The organism is Mesorhizobium sp. B3-1-7, assembly GCF_006439385.1.
Taxonomy (GTDB): Bacteria; Pseudomonadota; Alphaproteobacteria; order Rhizobiales; family Rhizobiaceae; genus Mesorhizobium.
In genome coordinates, this window is record NZ_VFTL01000007.1 from 101,334 (window position 1) to 123,522 (window position 22,189).

General features: G+C 63.9%; 24 protein-coding genes. 10 read left to right on the forward strand and 14 right to left on the reverse strand.

The window, feature by feature from the left end:
• Positions 1–67 precede the first annotated feature (67 nt).
• Positions 68–1,681: a DHA2 family efflux MFS transporter permease subunit gene (locus tag FJ417_RS08040; RefSeq protein ID WP_140783083.1), complete on the forward strand. Its 1,614-nt coding sequence runs from the start codon at positions 68–70 to the stop codon at positions 1,679–1,681.
• Between the two features lie 93 nt (positions 1,682–1,774).
• Here FJ417_RS08040 and msrB read toward each other — a convergent pair whose 3' ends face one another.
• From msrB to FJ417_RS08060, 4 genes are all read right to left on the reverse strand, one after another.
• Positions 1,775–2,278 carry a peptide-methionine (R)-S-oxide reductase MsrB gene (msrB, locus tag FJ417_RS08045; RefSeq protein WP_140654515.1) on the reverse strand — a complete coding sequence of 168 codons (504 nt, stop codon included), beginning with the start codon at positions 2,276–2,278 and terminating at the stop codon, positions 1,775–1,777.
• 234 nt (positions 2,279–2,512) lie between these two features.
• Positions 2,513–3,070: a fasciclin domain-containing protein gene (locus FJ417_RS08050; RefSeq protein ID WP_140654516.1), complete on the reverse strand. Its 558-nt coding sequence runs from the start codon at positions 3,068–3,070 to the stop codon at positions 2,513–2,515.
• A gap of 224 nt (positions 3,071–3,294) precedes the next feature.
• A complete protein-coding gene (locus tag FJ417_RS08055) occupies positions 3,295–4,017 on the reverse strand; it encodes an anti-sigma factor (RefSeq protein ID WP_140783084.1) in 723 nt (240 codons plus the stop codon).
• Positions 4,014–4,553: a sigma-70 family RNA polymerase sigma factor gene (locus FJ417_RS08060; RefSeq protein WP_140783085.1), complete on the reverse strand. Its 540-nt coding sequence runs from the start codon at positions 4,551–4,553 to the stop codon at positions 4,014–4,016. Before FJ417_RS08060 ends, FJ417_RS08055 begins: the two co-directional genes overlap by 4 nt.
• Before the next feature lie 143 nt (positions 4,554–4,696).
• On the opposite strand from FJ417_RS08060, the gene FJ417_RS08065 reads away from it, so the two are divergent.
• Both FJ417_RS08065 and argB read left to right on the forward strand, forming a co-directional pair.
• Positions 4,697–6,211 (forward strand): amidase, encoded by a 1,515-nt coding sequence (locus tag FJ417_RS08065; RefSeq protein WP_140783086.1) that lies wholly within the window; start codon positions 4,697–4,699, stop codon positions 6,209–6,211.
• A 452-nt stretch (positions 6,212–6,663) separates the two neighbouring features.
• The gene (argB, locus tag FJ417_RS08070) at positions 6,664–7,557 is read left to right on the forward strand and encodes an acetylglutamate kinase (protein ID WP_127298647.1); all 894 of its coding nucleotides are present in this window, start codon (positions 6,664–6,666) and stop codon (positions 7,555–7,557) included.
• Between the two features lie 44 nt (positions 7,558–7,601).
• Here the strand turns inward: argB and bchE are convergent, their stop codons facing one another.
• Together bchE and FJ417_RS08080 are read right to left on the reverse strand one after the other, a co-directional pair.
• Positions 7,602–9,170: a magnesium-protoporphyrin IX monomethyl ester anaerobic oxidative cyclase gene (gene bchE / locus FJ417_RS08075; protein ID WP_140783087.1), complete on the reverse strand. Its 1,569-nt coding sequence runs from the start codon at positions 9,168–9,170 to the stop codon at positions 7,602–7,604.
• A gap of 288 nt (positions 9,171–9,458) precedes the next feature.
• Positions 9,459–9,935: an Lrp/AsnC family transcriptional regulator gene (locus FJ417_RS08080; protein WP_140708604.1), complete on the reverse strand. Its 477-nt coding sequence runs from the start codon at positions 9,933–9,935 to the stop codon at positions 9,459–9,461.
• Positions 9,936–10,070: 135 nt separating this feature from the next.
• Here FJ417_RS08080 and phhA point away from each other — a divergent pair, with 135 nt between their 5' ends.
• Complete coding sequence (gene phhA / locus FJ417_RS08085; RefSeq protein ID WP_140783088.1) at positions 10,071–10,907, forward strand: phenylalanine 4-monooxygenase; 837 nt, start codon at positions 10,071–10,073, stop codon at positions 10,905–10,907.
• A 93-nt stretch (positions 10,908–11,000) separates the two neighbouring features.
• Here the strand turns inward: phhA and FJ417_RS08090 are convergent, their stop codons facing one another.
• The 3 genes from FJ417_RS08090 to FJ417_RS08095 all read right to left on the reverse strand — a co-directional run bounded on the left by FJ417_RS08090 (position 11,001) and on the right by FJ417_RS08095 (position 13,525).
• Positions 11,001–12,440 carry a GMC family oxidoreductase gene (locus FJ417_RS08090; RefSeq protein ID WP_140783089.1) on the reverse strand — a complete coding sequence of 480 codons (1,440 nt, stop codon included), beginning with the start codon at positions 12,438–12,440 and terminating at the stop codon, positions 11,001–11,003.
• Entirely contained in the window at positions 12,437–12,595 is a 159-nt protein-coding gene (locus tag FJ417_RS33045; protein WP_181166880.1) for a hypothetical protein, read from the reverse strand. The genes FJ417_RS08090 and FJ417_RS33045 overlap by 4 nt, the downstream gene beginning before the upstream one ends.
• Positions 12,596–12,763: 168 nt before the next feature.
• On the reverse strand, positions 12,764–13,525 hold the full coding sequence (locus FJ417_RS08095; RefSeq protein ID WP_140641929.1) for a GGDEF domain-containing protein: 762 nt from the start codon (positions 13,523–13,525) through the stop codon (positions 12,764–12,766).
• 150 nt (positions 13,526–13,675) lie between these two features.
• On the opposite strand from FJ417_RS08095, the gene FJ417_RS08100 reads away from it, so the two are divergent.
• Positions 13,676–14,383 carry a pyrimidine 5'-nucleotidase gene (locus FJ417_RS08100; protein ID WP_140641931.1) on the forward strand — a complete coding sequence of 236 codons (708 nt, stop codon included), beginning with the start codon at positions 13,676–13,678 and terminating at the stop codon, positions 14,381–14,383.
• A 336-nt stretch (positions 14,384–14,719) separates the two neighbouring features.
• On the opposite strand, the gene FJ417_RS33050 is transcribed toward FJ417_RS08100, so the two are convergent.
• The 3 genes from FJ417_RS33050 to FJ417_RS33055 form a co-directional block, all read right to left on the reverse strand.
• Positions 14,720–15,187: a hypothetical protein gene (locus FJ417_RS33050; protein WP_181183176.1), complete on the reverse strand. Its 468-nt coding sequence runs from the start codon at positions 15,185–15,187 to the stop codon at positions 14,720–14,722.
• Positions 15,187–15,639 (reverse strand): hypothetical protein, encoded by a 453-nt coding sequence (locus FJ417_RS08110; protein ID WP_140641933.1) that lies wholly within the window; start codon positions 15,637–15,639, stop codon positions 15,187–15,189. The genes FJ417_RS33050 and FJ417_RS08110 overlap by 1 nt, the downstream gene beginning before the upstream one ends.
• 175 nt (positions 15,640–15,814) lie before the next feature.
• Positions 15,815–16,333 (reverse strand): hypothetical protein, encoded by a 519-nt coding sequence (locus FJ417_RS33055; protein ID WP_181183177.1) that lies wholly within the window; start codon positions 16,331–16,333, stop codon positions 15,815–15,817.
• A 95-nt stretch (positions 16,334–16,428) separates the two neighbouring features.
• Between FJ417_RS33055 and FJ417_RS08120 the strand changes: the two genes are divergently transcribed.
• Positions 16,429–17,106, forward strand: a complete 678-nt coding sequence (locus tag FJ417_RS08120) for a sensor histidine kinase (protein WP_181183178.1) — start codon at positions 16,429–16,431, stop codon at positions 17,104–17,106.
• Between the two features lie 297 nt (positions 17,107–17,403).
• Positions 17,404–18,027, forward strand: a complete 624-nt coding sequence (locus FJ417_RS08125; protein ID WP_246677222.1) for a response regulator transcription factor — start codon at positions 17,404–17,406, stop codon at positions 18,025–18,027.
• Between the two features lie 35 nt (positions 18,028–18,062).
• Here the strand turns inward: FJ417_RS08125 and FJ417_RS08130 are convergent, their stop codons facing one another.
• On the reverse strand, positions 18,063–18,902 hold the full coding sequence (locus FJ417_RS08130) for an LOG family protein (protein ID WP_140641938.1): 840 nt from the start codon (positions 18,900–18,902) through the stop codon (positions 18,063–18,065).
• A 144-nt stretch (positions 18,903–19,046) separates the two neighbouring features.
• On the opposite strand from FJ417_RS08130, the gene dapD reads away from it, so the two are divergent.
• The 3 genes from dapD to FJ417_RS08145 are packed head-to-tail and all read left to right on the forward strand — an operon-like array spanning position 19,047 to position 21,006.
• Positions 19,047–19,901, forward strand: a complete 855-nt coding sequence (dapD, locus tag FJ417_RS08135; RefSeq protein WP_140783091.1) for a 2,3,4,5-tetrahydropyridine-2,6-dicarboxylate N-succinyltransferase — start codon at positions 19,047–19,049, stop codon at positions 19,899–19,901.
• 24 nt (positions 19,902–19,925) lie between these two features.
• Positions 19,926–20,297: a DUF805 domain-containing protein gene (locus FJ417_RS08140; protein ID WP_140783092.1), complete on the forward strand. Its 372-nt coding sequence runs from the start codon at positions 19,926–19,928 to the stop codon at positions 20,295–20,297.
• Positions 20,298–20,304: 7 nt separating this feature from the next.
• On the forward strand, positions 20,305–21,006 hold the full coding sequence (locus tag FJ417_RS08145) for a hypothetical protein (RefSeq protein WP_140641944.1): 702 nt from the start codon (positions 20,305–20,307) through the stop codon (positions 21,004–21,006).
• On the opposite strand, the gene FJ417_RS08150 is transcribed toward FJ417_RS08145, so the two are convergent.
• The gene (locus FJ417_RS08150; RefSeq protein ID WP_140783093.1) at positions 20,981–22,015 is read right to left on the reverse strand and encodes a 2-dehydropantoate 2-reductase; all 1,035 of its coding nucleotides are present in this window, start codon (positions 22,013–22,015) and stop codon (positions 20,981–20,983) included. The two genes, FJ417_RS08145 and FJ417_RS08150, sit on opposite strands and share 26 nt — an antisense overlap.
• Positions 22,016–22,189 lie beyond the last annotated feature (174 nt).

Below are 22,189 nucleotides of genomic sequence, written 5' to 3' on the forward strand. Positions count from 1 at the left end.
ATCCGTTTCGACGCAATTCGGGACCGCCACGCGCTCGTCCTCGAGAATTGCCTAGGGAGGCCATGACATGGCAACCGCAACCATCACCGCAGGATCGGCACCAGGACGTCCGGTCGCTGCCGCGCCGGCCCTGCCCGCCGACCATATGCCTGTGCGCCGCGTCGTCGCCTTCCTGGCGATGGTGTTCGGCATGTTCATGGCGATCCTCGACATCCAGATCGTCTCGGCCTCGCTGTCGGAAATCCAGGCAGGCCTGAGCGCCAGCTCCGACGAGATCCCGTGGGTGCAGACCGCCTACCTGATCGCCGAGGTGGTGATGATCCCGCTGTCGGGCTTCCTCAGCCGCATGCTGTCGACGCGGGTGCTGTTCACCACCGCGGCGGCCGGTTTCACCGCGGCCAGCGCGCTGGCCGCCACCGCCACCAATATCGACCAGATGATCGTCTACCGCGCCATCCAGGGTTTTATCGGCGGTGGCATGATCCCCAGCGTGTTCGCGGCCGCCTTCACCATCTTCCCGCCCTCCAGGCGCGCTGTGGTCTCGCCGATGATCGGCCTGGTGGCGACGCTGGCGCCGACGATCGGCCCGACGGTGGGCGGCTATATCAGCCATGCCATGTCCTGGCACTGGCTGTTCCTGATCAATGTCGTGCCCGGCATCCTGGTGGCGACGGCGGCCTGGGCGCTGATCGATTTCGACAAGCCCAACCTGAAACTGTTCTCCAAGTTCGACTGGTGGGGCCTCGCCGGCATGGCCGCCTTCCTCGGCTGCATGGAATATGTGCTGGAGGAAGGCCCGAACCATGATTGGCTGCAGGAGCCGGCGGTGTTTGCCTGCGCCATCATCATGACCATCGGCGGCATCATCTTCTTCTGGCGCGTCTTCACCGCCGAGGAGCCGATTGTCGACCTCAGGGCCTTCAGCAACGTCAACTTCGCCTTCGGCTCGCTGTTCTCCTTCGTCGTCGGCATCGGCCTTTACGGGCTCACCTATCTCTATCCAGTGTTCCTCGGCCGTATCCGCGGTTACGATTCGATGATGATCGGCGAGGCGCTGTTCGTCAGCGGCCTGGCGATGTTCTTCACCGCGCCCGTTGCCGGCATCCTGTCGAACAAGATCGATCTCAGGCTGATGATGATGATCGGCTTCCTCGGCTTCGCCACCGGCACCTGGTGGATGACGAACCTCACCGCCGACTGGGATTTCTATGAGCTGTTGATCCCGCAGATCCTGCGCGGCTGCTCGATGATGCTGTGCATGGTGCCGATCAACAACATCGCGCTCGGCACGCTGCCGCCGGAACGGTTGAAGAATGCGTCGGGCCTGTTCAACCTGACCCGCAACCTCGGCGGCGCCGTCGGCCTCGCGGTGATCAACACGGTGCTGATCGACCGCAACGCCTTCCACTATGCGCGGCTCTCCGAGCATGTGCAGTGGGGCAGCGAGGCGGCGCAGGCCAAGCTGCAGAACATGACGCAGAATTTCGAGCAGACCGCCGGTCTCGACGCCGCAAGCGCCGCGATCTCGAAACTGTCCGGCATGGTGCAGCAGCAGGCCGCGCTTTTGTCCTTCATGGACGTGTTCATGATGCTGACGGTGCTGTTCGCCTCGCTCGGATTCTTCGTGCTGTTCATCAACAAGCCGGCCCAGCAGGGCGGCGGTGGCGGCGGAGGTCATTGAGGAGCCGGAACCCCCGCCTGGCTTCCTCAACGCGTGACCCCGGAAATCGGCGACGATTTCCGGGGTCATTCTTTTCGGCAGGACTGGATTTGCTCAGGCGGCGGCCGGCTTGAAGCTCAGCGCCACGCCGTTGATGCAATGGCGCAGGCCTGTGGGCGGCGGACCGTCGTCGAAGACATGGCCGAGATGGCCGCCGCAGCGGCGGCAGTGGACCTCGGTGCGGGTCATGCCGAGAGAATTGTCCACGGTCTTGCCGATGGAGTTGGCGATTTCCTGGTAGAAGCTCGGCCAGCCGGTGCCGGAATCGAATTTCGTCTCCGATGAATAGACCGGCAGATCGCAGCCGGCGCAGGCGAAGATGCCCTTGCGATGCTCGTTGAGCAGCGGGCTGGTGCCGGGATATTCGGTGCCCTCTTTGCGCAGCACGTCGAAGGCCTCGTCCGAAAGGATGGCGTGCCACTCGGCATCGGTCTTTGTGACCTCGAAGGTCTCGGCGGCAAGAGCGGGCTTCGGTCCGCCGGCGCGCAGCATCGCCCCGGATCCGACGATGAGAGCGGTGGCGGCAGCCCCGCTCCAGAGAAAATCGCGACGGTTCATGGCCGTTCCTCCTGACGCATTTTGCCAAGATAGAGCGCCGCCCGGAAATCAAAAGCCGGTGACGCCCTATCCGTCATGTTGAGCAATTCCAGACGGAAACCGCGTGGCGCCTTGCTGGAATTGCCGCTCCGCGCCCCCTTTCGGGACAGCGCGGAGCACACCCTTGCCGTCGACGCGGATCTTGGATGTCGCGGCCGGCGCTCAGCTATGTCTTCGCCGGCCAGGTCCGCTTTGTTACATCTTCGGCAAGAGAACCTTGTCGATGACGTGGATGACGCCGTTCGACTGGCGGACATCGGCGATGGTGACGTTGGCGACATTGCCATTCTCGTCGGTGACGGTGACCTTGCCCTTTTGCGACTTCAGCGTCAGCTCGCAGCCGCCGACCGTCTTGACCTGGTGCGCGCCGCCATCGGCCTTGGCCATCTTGGCGACATCGGCGGCCAGCGCCTTGGCGGCGATGACATGGCAGGTGAGTATCTTGGTCAGCTTGTCCTTGTTTTCGGGCTTGAGCAGCGTTTCGACGGTGCCCGCGGGAAGCGCCGCAAAGGCTTCGTTGGTCGGCGCGAAGACGGTGAACGGACCGGGGGTCTGCAGCGTATCGACCAGGCCGGCAGCCTTGACGGCAGCGACCAGCGTGGTGTGGTCCTTCGAATTGACGGCGTTCTCGATGATGTTCTTCTTGGCGTACATGGCCGCACCGCCGACCATCGGATTGGCGGCATAGGCAACGGCGCCGAGCGCGGAAAGGCCGATCGTGGAGGCAAGCAAAAGGGTGGCGAATTTACGCATGGTAATAAGTCTCCTCGGGTTGTTTTTCCCATCCTTGGGAACGCGAGGAGATACGGACCTTGGAAAGCTAAGTTTCGCCTCCGCCGGAAGAATTTTTCTTCTCGGCAAAATACGATACGGATTTTCATGGATGCAATCTGGCGGCGCGTTGAACTTGTTCGCTATAGCCACGACCGAACATGGATTTGTGCCATTCTTGCAGCTGTAGAATTCTGCCTGAGCTGTCAGATGCCCTTCAGGTCACCCGCGGCGACGACCGGACCGGTCGGCTGACCGGTCGGCGAACCGCCCGAAGGCTCGAGACTGACGGCGAGCACGGCGCCTCGCGCCAGCTTCTGCTGGACGGCCGGCGTGACCGCCATGCGCGCGGTCGGGCCGGCGGGGATGACGCCCATCGAGACCGGCGCGTTCTTGCCTTCGATCATCCACAATTCGAAATCCTTGCCGGCGCCGCGATCGCCGGAGACCAGCGACAGGCCGACCTCGTGGCGGGCGGCGTCATAGACGGCAAGGTATTTGACGTTGCTGTTGTCGGCGGCGAGCGAGGCGACCAGCCTGGTCTGAGGCTGCGGCGCCGGCGGGTTGACGTAAGGCAGGGCGGCATAGACGGCCAAGGCGGCGATGGCCGCCGCGGCGAGGCCGCGCCAGAAGGCCAGGCTCGCCCACAGGCCGGCGCTGGGCGCCGTGGGCGTGGACGCGGACGATGAGAACAGGCGGCGGTCGATCGCCGCCTTGACCGAAGCCGGCGGCTCGACCGCGGCATAGGCGGCAGCCATCGGCGCGAAGTGGCCTTCCCAGGCATCGACCAGGCGGGCGAACGCCGTCTCGGCATCGATGCGGCGGGACGCGATCTGGCGTTCGTCGGCCGCCAAAACGCCGAGAACGTATTCGGCGGCGAGCAGCTCGTCGCCTCCACGTTCCGGTCCGTTGTCTTCCGCCAGCGTCATCTTTCCAGGCATTCTCTAAGTTTGAGCAGGCTTCGCCGCAGCCAAGTCCGCATCGTGTTCAGCGGAACCTTGAAGCGCTCCGCCAGCTCGGCATAGCTTTCGCCGCTCAAATAGGCGCCCCGGACGGCCGCCGCCCGGTCTTGTTCCAGCTCGTCAAGGCAATGGTAGATGCGTTCGGCCTCGCCGCCCGCCACTGCCATGGCCTCAGGTCCCGGCGTCGGATCGGCGACTTCGAAGGCCGTATCGATGTTGGCAGAAGGGCTGCGCCGCGCCCGGATGCGATCAATCGCATGGTTGCGCGCAACAGCCACCAGCCAGGAAATCGGGCTCAGATCGGAAACCGCGAAACGATCCGCCTTCGTCCAGATTTTGACGAAGACCTCCTGCAGCGCTTCTTCCGCATCTCCCCTGTCCCGCAATACACGAAGGCAGACACCGAAAAGTTTCGCGCTGGTCTGCTTGTAGAGCAGATCGAACGCTGCCCGGTCCTTCATCGAAGTCCGGACGATCAGCTTGCTGATGTCCTGCGGCGCCATGCAGGCAAGTTAGAAGGTTGCGATTTATTTGCAACGGGCGCCGAGAGCTTGGTCACCCCAAGGTTTGTCGTGCCATTGGCTTGTCGAATCCCGATACCGATTTGCAGGCTCATGAGATAGTCTTCGCCAAAAGAGGGGCGGCGATGTCGATTGAACACGTGCTTTGGGAGCGGGATGCGACCGGTCTCGCCGACCTCGTGCACAGGAATGAAATCTCGCCGACCGAACTGGTCGACGCGGCGATCGCCCGCGCCGAGGCGACACGGCCCGACATCAACGCTATCGCTACGCCGCTTTATGAAGCAGCGCGGGCACGGGCGAAGACCATCGACCGCACGCTGCCGCTGGCCGGCGTGCCGTTCGCGCTCAAGGACCTCGGCATCGGCCTCAAGGGCGTGCCGATCCACGGCGGCAGCCGCATTCCGCCCTTCACGGCCGATTTCAGCTCGGTGATGGTCGAGCGTTATCTTGCAGCCGGCCTGATCCCGATCGCCACCAGCACCTCGCCCGAGCATGGGCTCAGGCTGATGACGGAGTCGGCCCGCTTCGGCATCACCCGCAATCCCTGGAACACCGGCCACACGACCGGCGGCTCATCGGGCGGATCGGCGGCGCTCGTCGCTGCGGGCGTTGTGCCGGCGGCGCACGCCTCCGACGGCGGCGGCTCGATCCGTGTGCCCTCCGCCTGCAGCGGGCTGGTGGGGTTGAAGACCTCGCGAGGGCGCGTGCCGCTGACGCCGCTCGTCAGCGAAAGCTGGTACGGCATGGTGGTCGACCATGCCGTCAGCCGCTCGGTGCGCGATACGGCGCTTCTGCTCGACCTCACCCACGGCGCCGATCCGCTCTCGCCTTACGCGGCGCGCGCCCCGCAGGGTTTCTTCGCGGTCGCCGCGGCGCGCGACCCGGGCAAGCTCACCCTCGCCGTCTACCGCAAGTCGCCGCTCGGCCTGCCGATCTCGGCCGAAACGCTCCAGGCGCTCGACACCGCGGTGGCGCTGGCGCGCGAAGGCGGCCACACCGTGGAAGAGATCGACCTGCCTTTCATCGGCCGCGATTTCATTTCCGATTTCTGCAAGACGGTCGCTTCTGCCGTTGCCGGCACGATCCGGGGCGAGGCGCAGCGCGTCGGCCGCCCGGTGACCGGCGAGGTCGAGCGTGCGACCCGCGTTCTCGCACGTCTCGGCGAAATGCTGTCCGCCGGCGAAATCTATGAGGGCGTGCAGCGGCTCAACGCCACGGCGCGGCGGCTGATCGAAGAGACCGCGCGCTTCGACGCCGTGCTGATGCCGATCATCGCGCATCCGCCTTTGGCCTGCGGTTCGATGGACCCCAAGGGCGCCGACGAGTTCGTCGAGAACCTGCTCGACAAATTGCATCTCACCCGCCTGCTCAAGGTCAAGGCGCTGTTCGGCCAGCTGATGGACAAGAGCCTTTGGTTCACCCACTGGCCGGCGATTCAGAACGTCAGCGGGCAGCCGTCGATCGCGCTGCCGGTGCATGTCACCGCGGACGGCCTGCCGCTCGGCATCCAGGCGGCGGGCCGGCCCGGCGACGAGGAGACGCTTTTGTCCTTCGCCGCGCAGATGGAAAAGCTTTCGGGTTGGCTGAAGCGGCGGGCGCCGCTCAAGGTGCCTGGTGGTTCTGCGCAGGGATTTTGAAAACTGCCACTTATCACGGTAAGATTGTCATCGTCATTTCGGTGAGATCAGCGCAAACGCTGGGAATTGGCCGAAGCCTTCCGACCTCGTCATTCCAGGGCGGAGCAGCCGCGAAGCGGCGTCGCGGAGACCCTGGAATCCATGCCGTGACCTTGATCGTAGACTGCTGCAGAGCAGAATTCTGCACGGTTGCGGCGCTCATGCGTCACGGAATGGATCCTCGGGTCTGAGCGCGTCGCTTCGCTCCTTGCTCCGCCCGTGGATGACGAGGTTGGGCCGTTTCGGCCAATCTCCAAGGCATGCCACCTACCAACACAGATACGGCCTGCCCGTCAAAATCACTGTGCTGGGGAACTAGCAGATTTCGTCATTGTGACCGCAAAGCCGTTTGCGGCACGCCGCAATACCCGCTAAGACGCCGCCGTCCTTTCCTAGAAGCCGGGAACCAATCGATGACGGACATCGCCGCCACCGCCGAAATGCAGGCCGCGCTGCTTTCGCGCGCGCTGCCCTATATGCAACGCTACGAGAACAAGACGGTGGTGGTGAAATATGGCGGGCATGCCATGGGCGATACCGAGCTCGGCAAGGCGTTCGCCCGCGATATCGCGCTGTTGAAACAGTCCGGCGTCAACCCGATCGTCGTGCATGGCGGTGGGCCGCAGATCGGCGCGATGCTCAACAAGATGGGCATCGAATCCAAGTTCGAGGGCGGCCTGCGCGTCACCGACCAGAAGACGGTCGAGATCGTCGAGATGGTGCTGGCAGGCTCGATCAACAAGGAGATCGTGGCGCTGATCAACGCCGAGGGCGAGTGGGCGATCGGGCTTTGCGGCAAGGACGGCAACATGGTGTTCGCCGAAAAGGCGCGCAAGACCATGATCGATCCGGATTCCAACATCGAGCGTGTGCTCGATCTCGGCTTCGTCGGCGAACCGGTCGAAGTCGACCGCACGCTGCTCGATCTTCTGGCGCGCTCCGAAATGATCCCGGTGCTGGCGCCGGTCGCGCCGGGCCGCGACGGCCACACCTACAACATCAATGCCGACACGTTCGCCGGCGCAATCGCGGGCGCATGCCGCGCCTCGCGCCTGCTCTTCCTCACCGACGTGCCCGGCGTGCTCGACAAGAACAAGAAGCTGATCGACGAACTGACGGTCGCCGAAGCCAGGGCGCTGATCAAGGACGGCACGGTGTCGGGCGGCATGATCCCGAAGGTCGAGACCTGCATCGAAGCGATCGAGCGCGGTGTTGAGGGCGTCGTCATCCTCAACGGCAAGACGCCGCACTCCGTTCTGCTCGAGCTCTTCACCGAGCACGGCGCTGGCACGCTGATCGTTCCGTAACAAGGGCAAGTTCACCGTTTTCATGAAACGGTGAACTTGCATAATCAGCCGGCTAATCTTTTTTCACCCGCCTCGGCTCGGACTTCGATAGCAGGCAAGGCCGGCCTGCGGACCGGCCGCCTGACGATCATCGATTCTTCCTCGGCGTCCTGTGGCGCGCCCCAGAACTCAGCAAGCGTTGGGCCGTCCGTGACGCGGCCATCGCGGGCGAGAAAACCCCAGACCTCACGGAACCAGACGCGACGCCCCATCTTCGTGTACCAGCGCATCGAATGGCGCTGCTCGGGATCGGGGTGGAAGAGGATGCGCGCCAGCGCCTTCGGCCGCGACTGCACCGCGACCTCGATCAGCTTGACGGCGAAGAACAGCATCCAGGGTTTCAGCCGGGTCATGTGCAGAACCTGGTGCTTGTAGTCCCAGAGGCGCACGTCCTTCTGGATCACCTTGCGGTCGCTGGCGATGCGGAAGAACGGCGTCCAGCGATGCGGCGTGACATAGAGCGCCTGGATCTGGTCCGGATCGTAAGCGATGAGCTGGCGGAAGCCGCGCCAGAGATCGCGCAAGGTCTCGTCCTCGAAGCCGGCGACCCAGGTCGCCATCGACAGGATGCCGTGTCGCCTGAGCAGCCGGATCGCCTCGCGGTCGGACTTGGTGCTGCCGCCCTTGCGGATCAGCGACAGCGTTTCTTCGTCGGTGTTCTCCATGCCCAGCAGCCAACGGATGACGCCAACCCTGCGATAGAGGTGCAGGATATCGGCATCGCGCACGATGTCGTCGGCGCGGGTCGAGCCGACGATCAGCACCGGCACATTCTCGGCGATCATGGCATCGAGAAAGGCGCGCCAGGCTTTCTTCGAGGAGGTCGGGTTCTCGTCCGCCAGGTTGATCAGCTCGACGCCGTGCTCACGATGGAGCCAGGCGATCTCCCTGGCGAATTTGACCGGATCGCGGTGACGCCAGCGGGTCCAGAAGCCGCGCTGGCCGCAATAGTTGCACAGATGCGGGCAGCCGCGCGAGAACTGCATGACCACGGCCCGCTTGCCGCCCCAATAGGAGTAGCGGCGATGATCGATCAGCTCCCAGCCGACGCGCCAGGCGTCGAGATCGGCAATGGTCATTGCCGCCTGGGTCGCGACGAGAAGGCCGAGGTCGTCGCGATAGGCAATGCCGGCGACGCTCGCCACCGGCTGGCGCATCTCGATCGCCTCGACCAGCGCCGTCGCGGTCGCCTCGCCTTCGCCGCGCACGATGAAATCGAAGACGTCCGTCGCCGCCAGGATGTCGCGCCAATGATAGGTCGGGAAGACGCCGCCATAGATGACGATGACGCCCGGTGCGCGGCCCTTGATCATTTCGGCGATCTTCAAGGCGGTCGGATGCGCCGAGGTCGAGCCGGAATGGCCGATCAGGACGAAATCCGGTTCGCCGCGCAGGGCATCGTCGACCAGCACGGCAAGCGGCATCGGCCCGAACTCGGCATCGACCAGCCGCACGTCATGGCCGGAATCGATCAGGGGACCGCCGATCGCCAGTAGCCCAAGCGGCGGCAAATGATCGTCGGGCACGCGGCTGCCGATGGCCGTGTGCGGCGGATTGATCAGCACGATGTTCATGGCGGACCTCTTGCGTTGGTCCGCTTGTGCTAGTCGGCGATGTCGAAGCCGCCTTGGCGCGGTTCAGCAGTTTCCACGCAGCTTTTCGGGAGAAGTTTTGTTCTGAAGCAACTCCGGATGGAGGGCTACGGCGAAGTTGCCGAGCCTAACGCCTCACACTTTCCTGGAATTGCTTTTTGCTTGGACGCAATTTCCGACGGAAAACCACGTCGCACTTTTCCTGGAATTGCTTTTTGCGTGGACGCAATTCCGGACGGAAAACCGCGTTGCACTTTTCCTGGAATTGCGTCAGCGCCGCAGGTGGCTGAGCGGCACGTGGCCGGGGCCCTTGATGTTCTGCAGCACCAGTTGCGTGTGGACGTCGCGCACGCCGGGCAGGCGCATCAGCCGGTGCATGACGAAGGCGTTCAGCTCGTCCACCGAGGGCACCATGACATGCAGCAGGAAATCGTGGTCGCCCGTCATCGTCCAGCAGGACGAGACTTCGTCCATGCGCTGCACGGCGGCGATGAAGCTTTCGGGCGAGCCGTCGCTGTGGCTGACCAGCCGCACCTGGATGAACACCTCGACCGTGAGCCCGACGGCGCGGCGGCTGAGCACGGCGGCAAAACCCTTGATGATGCCGGTTTCCTGCAGCGCCTCGAAGCGGCGCGCGCAGGGCGTGGTCGATAGGCCGATTTCCTGCGCCAGCTCCGAGACGGGCTTGCGGCCGTCGCGCTGCAGGATATCGAGCATCCTTATCTCGAAGTCGTCGAATTGAGGCATGATTTGTCGATCTCACGTTGATCTGAGTGCTTTTACCTCGAAATCAGCTGGCGAGCTACAAACAAGGCGGATTTACCTCAGCGATCGCTCCTAAACTTCCTCCCACGATCCACGGATCACGATCTCGAGGAGGATATGATGACGATCAGCGTTGCCGATTACGCCGCCGAATGCGCGGCGCAGGGCCTTCGCGGCGACTATTCGGTCTGCCGCGGCGATTTCACCGTGGCGCAGGGCTACGACTATTCAGCCGAGGAACAGGCGGTGTGGCGCACGCTGTGCGACCGCCAGACGAAGCTGACCCAGAGGCTCGCGCACCACTCCTATCTGGATGGTGTCGCCGCGCTCGGCCTGCTCGACAGGATTCCGGATTTCGACGAGGTCAGCGAAAAGCTCACCAGGCTGACGGGCTGGGAAATCGTCGCCGTGCCCGGCCTGATCCCAGCCGGCCCTTTCTTCGATCACCTCGCCAATCGCCGCTTCCCTGTGACCAACTGGCTGCGGACGAAGAAAGAGCTCGACTATATCGTCGAGCCGGACATGTTCCACGATTTCTTCGGCCATGTGCCGATCCTGACCCAGCCGGTGTTCGCCGATTTCATGCAGATGTATGGCGAGAAGGCCGAGGACGTCATTGCGCTCGGCGGCGACGAGATGATCACAAGGCTCTACTGGTACAGCGCCGAATACGGCCTCATCCAGGAAGCCGGGCAGCCGCTGAAGGCCTTCGGCGCCGGGCTGATGTCGTCCTTCACCGAGCTGCAATTCGCGGTCGAGAGCAAGGATGCCCACCACGTGCCGTTCGACCTCGCGACGGTGATGCGCACCGGCTATGAGATCGACAAGTTCCAGCGCGCCTATTTCGTGCTGCCGTCCTTCGATGCGCTGCGCGATGCTTTCGCCCATGGCGACCTCGCCGGCATCGTGGCGCGGTTCAAGGATCAGCCGGCGCTCGACCCGGCCACGGTCTGAGGTCGGTTTTCGCCCAACCGACATTCAGGGCGGTTCAGCCGCCGAGAGGCGGCTGGGCCGCTTTACGTCGGCCAAGCCGGTCTTTTCGGTAGATCAGACGACGATCACCTTGCCGAGGTGCTCGCCCAGGCGGCAGGCGAGCGCGGTGATGGTCGTCGTCGGGTTGCACTGGCCGGAGGTGCAGAACACCGAGGAGCCGCCGACATAGAGATTGTCCATGCCGTGCACCTTGCAATTGGCGTCGACGACGCTTTTCAAGACATCGGTGCCCATGCGGGTGCCGCCCATGTGGTGGTGGCCGGCCGTTTCCTCATTGGTCGGATAATCGTCGCCATTGCTGATCCAGTCGTCGATGCGGACGCGGCCGAGATTCTTCTGCGCCATGGTCGTGCCGAAAAGCTTCAGGCCTTCGAGCAGCGTGCGGCGCTCGAGCGGCAACTTCTTCCAATGCAATTCGATGCGCGGCACGCCGGCGTGGTCGACATCGACCTTCGACAGCTCGATCTGGTTGGAGGCAAGCGGCGCCTGTTCCCAGGCGACGTAAAGCTGGGCCGCGCAGTGCAGCCTTTGGTCCAGTTGGGACGACATCCACTCCGCCATGTTGGGCGCGGTGCAGGCGAGATCGGCGATCAGCTTCTTGACATTAGGATAGGGCGACTCGATCAGCCGGATGCCGAAATTCATGATCTGCAGCCGCTCCATCGCGGCAAGCGTCGGCGAGAAGAAGGCTTCGTTCGAGGCGTCGACCTCGAACTCTGAGTAACTGGCGAGGATGGCATTGCCGCCCTCGAAGGTCGGATGCTCCATCCAGTAGCGGCCGAGCGCCGTCGCGTTCGGCACCACGCCGCCATTCGAGCGCTCATTCGACCATAACAGCAGCCGTGAGTTTTCCAGCCCGCCGGTGCAGATGACGAAATAGTCCGCGCCGAAGGTGCCGGCGTCCTGCCCGTTCGACCAGAGCTTCGCGCCGGTGACGCGCTTGCCGTCGCCGGTAAGCTCGGTCGCGTAGGTGTTGAGCACGACGGCGATGTTCTTGCTCTTGTCGAGTTCGTCGGCGAACTTCTCGCCGAAGCGCACCGCCGGGCTCTTGATCAACTGCACCCAGCGGATGTCGTCCGAAACCGGCACATCGGGGCGGAAGTCGGGAAGCTCGAGGATGTCGTGGACTTCGCCGAGGTAGGGTTCGATGTCGGCGCGACTGATCGGCCAGCCGGTGTCCGGCGCCCAGGCCTTGGGCTCGAAATCTTGGCTGTCGAGCACGCGGCACCAGCCGGCCCAGTGGTTGGATGAGCCGCCCATGAAGCGCAGCCTGGTGATGTCGAGGTCGAAATAGAAATCGCCGACCGTCCTGCCGCGATAGAAATCCTGCGACTCGTCGCTGAATTCGCGCGAACCCGCCTCCAGGACGACGACCGGGATGCCGGCTGCGCCGAGCTTCCTGGCGATCGTCGTACCGGCTGGACCGGAGCCGAGGATACAGGCCTTGGGTTTGAAGCCGGCCTGCTTGTAGGCTTCGTAGCTGTCGAAGATCATGCGAGATCGCTCCGCCGCAGGATCCAGCCATTGATCTCGACGATTTCATCGGGGTCGGCCACGGCCGGCTGGTTGCGGAACAGCGACAGCGCGGGCAGCGCGATCAGCGCCTGCACGATCGCGCGGCGCGACATTTTTCTTATGAACCTGCTCATGACACGTCTCTCGATAGGGGCGTCGATCCACGCATGCCGTTCCTGAACGGCACACATGCCGCCGAGGAGGCCAATTCCGTGCCAAACCTAGGTGAAAACGGGGTTACACCCGGACGTTCAGCGCGGTTGAATATGGACATGGTTAGGGTTTTCCTAACGCCCGCGGCTTCATGCCGCCTCGGGGAGTTCGCGGTCGAGGATCGAAAGATTGCGGCCGCGGTTCTTCGCCTCGTAAAGCCTGCGATCGGCGGCGCGCATCAGATCGGAAACGGTAGCGCTCTCGCCGCAGCTTATGCCGCCGATCGAGACCGTGAGCGGCACGGTCCGCTCATCGACGGGGCGGAAGCGGATCAGTTCGACCTCGCGGCGGATACGCTCGGCGATATGCTTGGCTTCCGGTTCGCTGGCGCCGACCAGGAAAGCCGCGAATTCCTCGCCGCCGATGCGGCCGAGCATGTCGCCGCTGCGAATGCCGCGTTCGATGGCGCCGGCAATCAGAAGCAGCGCTTCGTCTCCCGTCAGATGACCGTAGCTGTCATTGATCCTCTTGAAGTGGTCGGCGTCGATGATGAGCAGCGCGCCGCGATCGCTCTTGCGCCGCGACCCGTCGAGCGCGGCAAAGAAGGTTTCGCGGTTGAGCATGCCGGTCATGTCGTCGCGGCTTGCCTTTTCGGACAGGCGCCTGTGCGCCGCCGCAAGCTGTGCATGGGCGCGGGCAAGCTCGCGATGGGCGTTCTGCAACCGGTCGCTCTGCCAGAAGCTGCTGGCGCTGGCGGCCCAGGCGAGCACGAGCGGGCAAACCGTCGACGCCAGCCAGACGGTGCGGCTCATCGGAAAGCCCATTGCCGGAACCACAATCAGCGTCAACAACAGCGAGGCAGCGACCGAAGCGAACGCCACGGCAGCGGCCCTCAAAAATATGCGACTCATCACTTGCTCCCAACGGATAGCCTCTGTGCCAGCAAGCGCTGAAGGCGACCTTTCCGAGACTTTTAAAATTTGAAGTGAGACGCCATTTTCACACTTCGTGACGCGCATAAGTTGTGGATAACCTCCGCGCCGGCGTGCCATAAGAAGCGTATGACGATGACACCCGATCCTGCCCGCTTTGCCCATGTCACGGACTGGGTGTTCGACCTCGACAACACGCTCTATCCGCATCACTCGAACCTGTTCGCGCAGATCGACGTCAAGATGACCGCCTATGTCGGCGAGTTGCTGACGCTTTCGCGCGACGAGGCGCGCAAGCTGCAGAAGGAGCTCTACCTGGAATACGGCACAACGCTGAACGGGCTGATGAAGCGGCACGGCATCGATCCCGACGATTTCCTCGAGAAGGTGCACGACATCGACTATTCGCGGCTGGTGCCGGATCCGGTGCTGGGCGCGGCGATCCGCCAGCTTCCGGGGCGCAAATTCATCTTCACCAATGGCGACCGCAGGCATGCCGAGCGCACCGCGCGCCAGCTCGGCATACTGGAACATTTCGACGCCATCTTCGACATCGTCGCGGCGGGGCTCAATCCCAAGCCGGAGCGCCAGACCTATGAGCGTTTTGCCGAATTGCACTCGGTGACCGGACATAATGCGGTGATGTTCGAGGATCTGGCGCGCAATCTGGCCGTGCCGAAAACGCTCGGCATGACGACCGTGCTGGTGGTGCCGCGCAATTTCGAGCCGACCTTTTCGGAGATCTGGGAACGCGACCCTGCAAACGAGGACGACGTCGATTTCGTCACCGACGATCTCGCCAGCTTCCTGACCGCGATCGTCGAGGTCGTGGCCTGAACGATGTTCGCATAGGGCAAGCCTGGGAGGTTGGCCGAAACGCCCATCGCGATCGTCATCCACGGGCGGAGCAAGGAGCGAAGCGACGCGCGTAGACCCGAGGATCCATTCCGTGGCTTTCGAGCGTTGCCGCGGTGCAGAATTCTGCTCTGCTGCATTCCACGGCCCAGGTCACGGAATGGATTCCAGGGTCTGCGCGACGCCGCTTCGCGGCTGCTCCGCCCTAGAATGACGAGGCTGGGAGGCTTCGGCCAATCCCCAGCGTTTGCCCTGATTTCATCGAATGAGCGGTGAATATCTGGCCTATCGATGGGCCTGCAGTCTTGTATCGAGGACCTAATCGAAATCCGGAATCGTGCCGGGCGGCAGTCCCAGTCGGCCGTTCAGCTCCTTCAAAAACCGGCACAAGTCCGGAGTGCTGCCGGCTCCCCTGCCGTTGCCATTGCCGTCGGACGAGTAGCCGTTGCCGTGGCCGTTGCCGCAATTGGCGTTGCCGTTGAAGCTGCCGCCATTGAAGTTGCCGCTGAAACTTCCGGCATTGCCGTTGCCGTTGAAATTGCCGCTGTTGCCATTGCCGTTGAAGTTGCCGGAATTGCCGTTGCCGTTGAAATTGCCGGTGTTGCCGAGAGCGTTGGTCACGCCGACGCCGATCGGAAGGTCGGCAATCCTGACCAGGGTCGAGGCGTCGGCAGCCAGGATCGCGGCAAGCAGCGCGCCGAGCGCGAGGCTGTTTCCGTCAAGCAGCCTCGCCGCCACGCCGCGCTGGCGAGGCCGAACGGACGCGGCTGATCTCAAACTGGTCATCAGCGGTTCCCCCGGCCGTTGGAGTTGCCGTTGAAGCCGCCGACATTGCCGTTGCCGTTGAAGTTGCCGCCGTTGAAGTTGCCGTTGCCGGCACCGATGTTGCTATTGCCGTTGTATTGGCCGGTGTTGGAGTTGCCGTTGAAGGCGCCAATGTTGCTGTTGCCGCTTGTCGGCGAGGTGTTGCTGTTGCCGTTGAAGGCGCCGACATTGCCGGTGCCGCTGTTGAAGGCGCCGACATTACCGGTACCGCTGTTCTTGTAGCCGACATTGCCGCCGAAGTTGCCGAGCGGGTTCATGCTCCTGACGTTCGAACCGATGGCTTGGCCGTATTTGCCGACCGCTCCTTGGACAGCCGACATGCCGAAGGCCTGGCTGCCCGTCGCGGTGTCAGCCTTCGCCGCGGTTGCACTCAACAACCCCAGGCATAGCGCCGATATGACGTAGCGTTTCATCTGCGAGCTCCTTCCATGGCTTAGCTTTTTGAAATTGCACCTGTTTCGAAAAGGACTGGGACCGCCGGCGACATGTCGCGATAGCCTTGCGCGGGGGACGGGCGCGTGGCTCGGCGATCCCAGAGACGTCTGCGTCTTTCCAAGTTAAAGCTTGGCGACGCTGAAGTTGGCGACGCTAGTGGTTGGCGTTGCCGTTTCCGTTGCCGCTACCGGCGCCCCAGTTGCCGTTGCCGTTGGCATTGCCGTTGCCGAGGCCGAAGTTGCCGTTGCCGTTCACGTTGCCGTTGCCGAGGCCGAAGTTCCCGTTCCCGTTGCCGTTGCCGTTGGCGGCGCCGGCATTGAGGTTGCCGTTATAGTTGCCGCTGAAGGCACCCATGTTGGCGTTTCCATTTCCGTTGCCGTTGCCGACGCCGACATTGCCGTTGCCGTTGCCGTTGCCGCTACCGACCGAAAATGCGGATGCCGAACCAGTCAGGGCCGACAGGACAGCCGCGGCCAGGATGATCTTTTTCATGACGTTCTCCTTGGTTTGTGTTGAGCTTCCCGGCCAGTTCAAGATGACCGAGAGGACGCTCCAAGGATGCACGCAGAAATAGCGCCCATGAATTCGGGCTGATCGGCAGGTGCCGTCGGTTTTTCTGCTGATCCCCGTGTCAGGGAAAGTTGAAGTGATCGGGAAAAAACTGACAGGCATAAAGGCATATGCCGGGTGTATATTACGCGGAGCATCAACCCTTGTGCCTCTTCTCGCGGGGCCGGCACTTCGCGGCGTTGACGGAAAAGAAGTCGATGGAGGGTGGCATCGACACCGGCAAAGACGATAGCTCGAGAAAGCGCCGTGGCCTGGCGCGGCATCTGGTTGCCGTGCAGGAAGAGCAGCGCCTGCGCCTGTCGCGCGAGCTGCATGACGATCTGGGCCAGATGCTCGCCAGCGTCGCGCTCGAATTGCACATCGTTCGCGCCGGCTCGCCGGAGATGGACGCCCGCCTCAAGCGCGCCGCGATGCTTATCGACCAGCTGAGCGCCAGGGTGCATGACGCCGCCTGGAGCCTGCGACCCGCGGACCTCGATCGCCTCGGCTTCAAGGCTTCGGTCGAGGACCTGACAACCATGCTTTGCGGTCAACTCGGCATTGCATGCGAGATGGACCTTGAAGCCCTGTCGAGCCCGCCGCCTGCCGAGATCGCGCTCACGCTGTACCGCATTGCCCAGGAAGCGCTCACCAATATCGGCAAGCATGCCGCGCCGAGCCGCGTCAGCGTCACGGCGCACATCCAGGACGATCGGATGCGCCTGACGATCGAGGATGACGGCCGCGGTTTTGACGGCAGCGCCGAACCCGGTCCGGGCCATTTGGGACTTGCCGGAATGCGGGAGCGGCTGGCGCTGGTCGGCGGCGAATTGTCGGTTGAAACCGCCTGGGGCAAGGGGACCACCATTTACGCCGATGTGCCCCTCGCCGGCTGACCGGCGGCTTCGAGCCGGCAACGATGCGATCGGGTCTGAAACGGCATCTTCGGCGTCAGGTGGGATTACGTGAAGCGCTGCACATCCCGGACATTAGCCGCGGCTTACAGTGCGGCATCATTGGGTTAGGCGGGGGATGGCTTACCCGTTGCGGCCGTTCAGGCCTGCCAGGACAGACGGGCGTCCCGCGCCAGGCGGGGCAGTTGCCTAGACCATCAAGAACAAGAGGGCCCGCTCCAGGCGAGAGGCTCTTTCATCGACTGATGGAGGTTAAAGGTGTGCTGCAGACGGATATTTGTGGTCGATGACCACCCGATCATCCTGTCGGGGGTCGGGGCGATGATCAACAGCCAGGACGATCTGACGATCGTCGGACTGGCCGGCAATGCCGACGATGCCCTCGAGGGGATCGGCAAGTCGCTGCCCGACGTCGCGGTGGTCGACATATCGCTTCCGGGCATCAACGGGGTCACGCTGATCGAGCGGCTTGGCGAACGCTTTCCCGAGGTCAGCTGCATAGCGCTGACGGCGCATGAGGACCCGGGCTGCCTGCGCCAGGTGCTGGCGGCGGGCGGGCGCGGCTTCGTGGTCAAGCGGTCGACCGCGACGGACCTGCTGCAGGCCATCCGATGCGTGTTGGCCGGCGACAACTATGTCGACCCGGCGCTTGCGGCGCGCATATTGAGCCCACGCGGCGCCGCGCAGGGCGATCCGGGCAATCTCAGCGAACGGGAGCGGTCGGTCATCCAGTTGGTGGCGCTCGGTTACAGCAACAAGGAAATCTCGTCGCGGCTCAGCCTCAGCATAAAGACGATCGAAACCTATCGCACCAGGGCAACCGACAAGCTCGAACTTCACTCCCGCGCCGCCATCGTGCGCTTCGCGCACTCGAATGGCTGGCTGATCGAACTGCCGGTGTAGGCGAACCGGCAGGTTGCGCTTCCGGGGCCGCGCTTTCAGAGCTTGTAGAAGCGGCGGATGATGTCCCAGGCTTCGTCGGCCGTGTCGACGAAATCGATGATGTCCTGATCGCCGGGCGAGATCGTGCCCTGCTCGGCGAGGAAGTCGAGATCGATCGCCCTTTGCCAGAATGCCTTGCCGAACAGGATGACCGGGACGCGCTCCATGCGTCCCGTCTGGATGAGCGTCAGCGTCTCGAAGAACTCGTCCATCGTGCCGAAGCCGCCCGGAAACACCGCGACCGCCTTGGCGCGCATGACGAAATGCATCTTGCGGATGGCGAAGTAGTGGAAGTTGAAGCAGAGCTCCGGCGTGACATAGGCGTTGGGCGCCTGCTCGTGCGGCAAAACGATGTTCAAGCCGATCGACGGCGCGCCGACATCGTCGGCGCCGCGGTTGCCGGCCTCCATGACGCCAGGCCCGCCACCGGTCACCACGACATATTCACGATAATAGGAGGTGGCCGACTGCTGCGAGCACAGGCGGGCGAATTTGCGCGCTTCCTCGTAGTATTTGCTGTTCGCCTCGAGGTTCTTCTTCTGCGTCTCGTTCTTCGCCGCCCAGGCCTCGCCACCCGGTTCGGGCAGGCGGGCGCCGCCGAACAGGATGACGGTCGAGCGAATGCCGCGTTCGGCCAGGATCATTTCCGGCTTCAGGAGCTCGAGCTGCAGCCGCACGGCGCGCAATTCGCGACGCGTCATGAACTCGGGATCGTTCCAGGCCAGCCGGTAGGTCTCGGCGCGTGTCTGCGGGGTATCCGGCACGCCTTTCGAGCGTTCCAGATCCTCGTCCGAATGCGGCAGCGGCGTCCATCCCGCCTTTTCCATGGGAGTCATCGAATCCACCCGTCCAATTCCCTTACTTGCGCCGTCCCGTGACGCAGGCGCGATTGACCCCCATTGAGCCTTAACATAGGGTCCGCGCGACTTTTAAACAGGTTAAGGCGCAGCCCCTTAACAGCTTGGTAATGGAGCGAAATCATGTCGAAGCCCGATCTGGCGAGCCTCGAAAAGACCATCGAAAAGGCCTTCGAGGAGCGCGACACGATTTCGACCGCGACGCGCGGCGAGACGCGCGACGCCATCCAGGCGGCGCTCGACCTGCTCGATCGCGGCGTCGCTCGCGTCGCCGAGCGGCGGGACGACGGCCAGTGGCACGTCAACCAGTGGCTGAAGAAGGCGGTGCTGCTCTCCTTCCGGCTGAACCCGATGGAGATCATCAAGGGCGGTCCCGGCCAGGCGGTGTGGTGGGACAAGGTGCCATCCAAGTTCGACGGCTGGAGCGAAGTCGACTTCGAGAAGGCCGGCTTCCGCGCCGTGCCGTCCTCGATCGTGCGCCGCTCGGCCTATGTCGCGCCGGGCGCGGTGCTAATGCCGTCCTTCGTCAATGTCGGCGCCTATGTCGATTCGGGCACCATGGTCGACACCTGGGCCTCGGTCGGCTCCTGCGCCCAGATCGGCAAGAACGTGCATCTTTCCGGCGGCGTCGGCATCGGCGGCGTGCTGGAGCCGATGCAGGCCGGCCCGACCATCATCGAGGACAATTGCTTCATCGGCGCGCGCTCCGAAGTGGTCGAGGGCTGCATCGTGCGCGAAGGCTCGGTGCTCGGCATGGGCGTGTTCATCGGCCAGTCGACCAAGATCGTCGACCGCGCCACCGGCGAGGTCTTTTACGGCGAAGTGCCGCCGAATTCGGTGGTGGTCGCCGGATCGCTGCCGGGCAAGCCGCTGCCCAATGGCGAGCCGGGTCCCAGTCTCTACTGCGCCGTCATCGTCAAGCGCGTCGACGCCAAGACCCGTTCCAAGACCTCGATCAACGAATTGCTGCGCGACTGATCCTCCACCACGGAGCGGACGCTAGTGTCTGAAAGATCGCAATTCCTCTGGCTGTTCTTCAGCCTTTCGGGGCGGCTGAGCCCGGTCGCCTATGCGCTGGCCGGGATTTTGCTGGTGCTTGTCCAGTTTTTCCCGTTCTACCAGTTCGCGCGGGTGGAGCTGAACACGAGCGCCAGCCAGAACTGGGCCATGATATGCTGGGGCGTGCTGCTGATCTCGGCCTGGGCCACGTTCGCGGTGACGGCGAAGCGCTTCCATGATTTCGGCAAGCCGACCTATTTTGCGCTGATCTCGCTGATCATCGGTCCCATCCTGCTCATCATCCTCGCCTGTTTCCGCAGCGATCCCGGACCGAACCGCTACGGCAGGCGCGCCAACGCGCCGGGCGATAGCTGAGGTCGCCATGCGCTACCGCACGCTCGATCCGACGCGGATCATCGAGACCGCCCAAAGGCTGGAGGAGCGTGTCGCCGAGCGTTTCCCGGAAAGGGGCCTGCGCGCCGTCGCCGCCGAACTGGTGTCGCTGTCGCGGGACCTCGCCAAGGCCGCCAAGCAGCTGGAAGCGCCGATCTGGTGGCTGCGCGGCGTCATCGTCGCGGCCTTCATCGCCGGCGTGGCGATGTTCCTGTTCGTCGGCACCATCCTGCCGCTCGACCGCATTTCGGGCGCCGACGATGCCGTGCAGTCGATGCAGGGCATCGAGGCGACGATCAACACCGTGATCCTGGCGGTGCTCGGCCTGCTGGCGCTGATCCGCGCCGAGGAGCGGATCAAGCGCAAGAAAGTGTTCCGGCAGCTGCACGGGCTGCGCTCGCTGATCCATGTCATCGACATGCACCAGTTGACCAAGGATCCGGCGACGCTGTCGGCCGACTTCAAGCCGACCTCGCACTCGCCCGCTCGCATCACCAACCCCGCCGACCTGGCGCGCTATCTCGACTATTGCTCGGAGATGCTGTCGATCACCGGCAAGATCGCGGCGCTGTTCGCGCAGTCGGTCAACGACGATGTCGTCGTCAATGCGGTCAACGACATCGAGAACCTGTCCTCCAACCTGTCGCGCAAGATCTGGCAGAAGATCACGCTGATCGAGGACCGCCGCTGACCATTTCCGGCCTAAGACCAGGCGGACCGCGCTTTGCCGCTTCCGCCTGACGCACCAGCGCGGTGACGCGTTCGTTGACCGGTGTCGGGGCGCCCGTTCGCCTGGCCAGGCGAATGACCGCGCCCTGCAATTCGTCGATCTCGGTCGGGCGGCCGCGTTTGAGGTCGTCCCACATCGACGAGCGCGCCTGAGGGTCGATCGCCAGCATGCGGCGCGCCAGAAGCCCGAACAGCCAGTCGGGCAACCGCAGCACTTTCGGCAGCAGCGCCGGCGGCAGGCCGGTGATGCGCGCCGGCGCTATGCCCGCCGCCCTCATCGCGGCGAGCGCTTCATCGATCTGGCCAGCCAGGATGACGCGCCAGCTTCGGTCGGCGAGCTGCTTCGCCAGCGGCAGGTCGGAAAGCGCGACGAGGGCATTGTTGAGGTTCATCAGCAATTTGCCCCACTGCACCGCCTTCATGTCGGTGCGCGCTTCGACGGCAAGCCCGTCGACGTCGAGCAGATCGACAAGGCCGTCGTCGCCGTCGTTGATCATCACCTCGCCCTGGCTGGCGCGGTGCGCACGCAACGGCGCCTCGCCATCGGGCGACAGGACGACGTTGAACATCACCATGCCGGTCAGCACCCGCCGTCCAGGAAGCGCGGCGCGCAACCTGTCCGCATTGTCGACGCCGTTCTGCAGGCTGACCACTACGGCATCCGGGCGCCCGTGGGCGGCGATCAGCCCGGCCATCTCCGCGGTTGCGCCGCTCTTCACCGTCACCAGGATGACGTCCGCATCGGGGAGTGCTTCCGCCGGATCGTCCGTGGCCGAAATCGCTCGCGCTTCGACGCGGCGGTCGCGGCCGTCAAGATCGCTGGCGCGCAGCCCGCTTTCGCGCATGGCCTCGACGACGCGGCCGCGGCCGAGGAAGACGACCTTGCGTCCGGCGAGCACCAGGCAGCCGCCGACATAGCAGCCAATGCTGCCGGCGCCGGCTATCGCGATGGTGCTTGTTTCACTGGCCATGCATTCGTCCTGGCTTGGCCCGCAACTTGCTATTATGCATGTCGTTTTCCCGGAACCGCTGCCCACACTTCCGGGCGACATGCATTTATACGCCACGAAAACCATATTGTCGGCGGCATGACCGGCGATGATCTGCCATCGTGACACGACAAACGCTTTCGACTATCGCTTTGC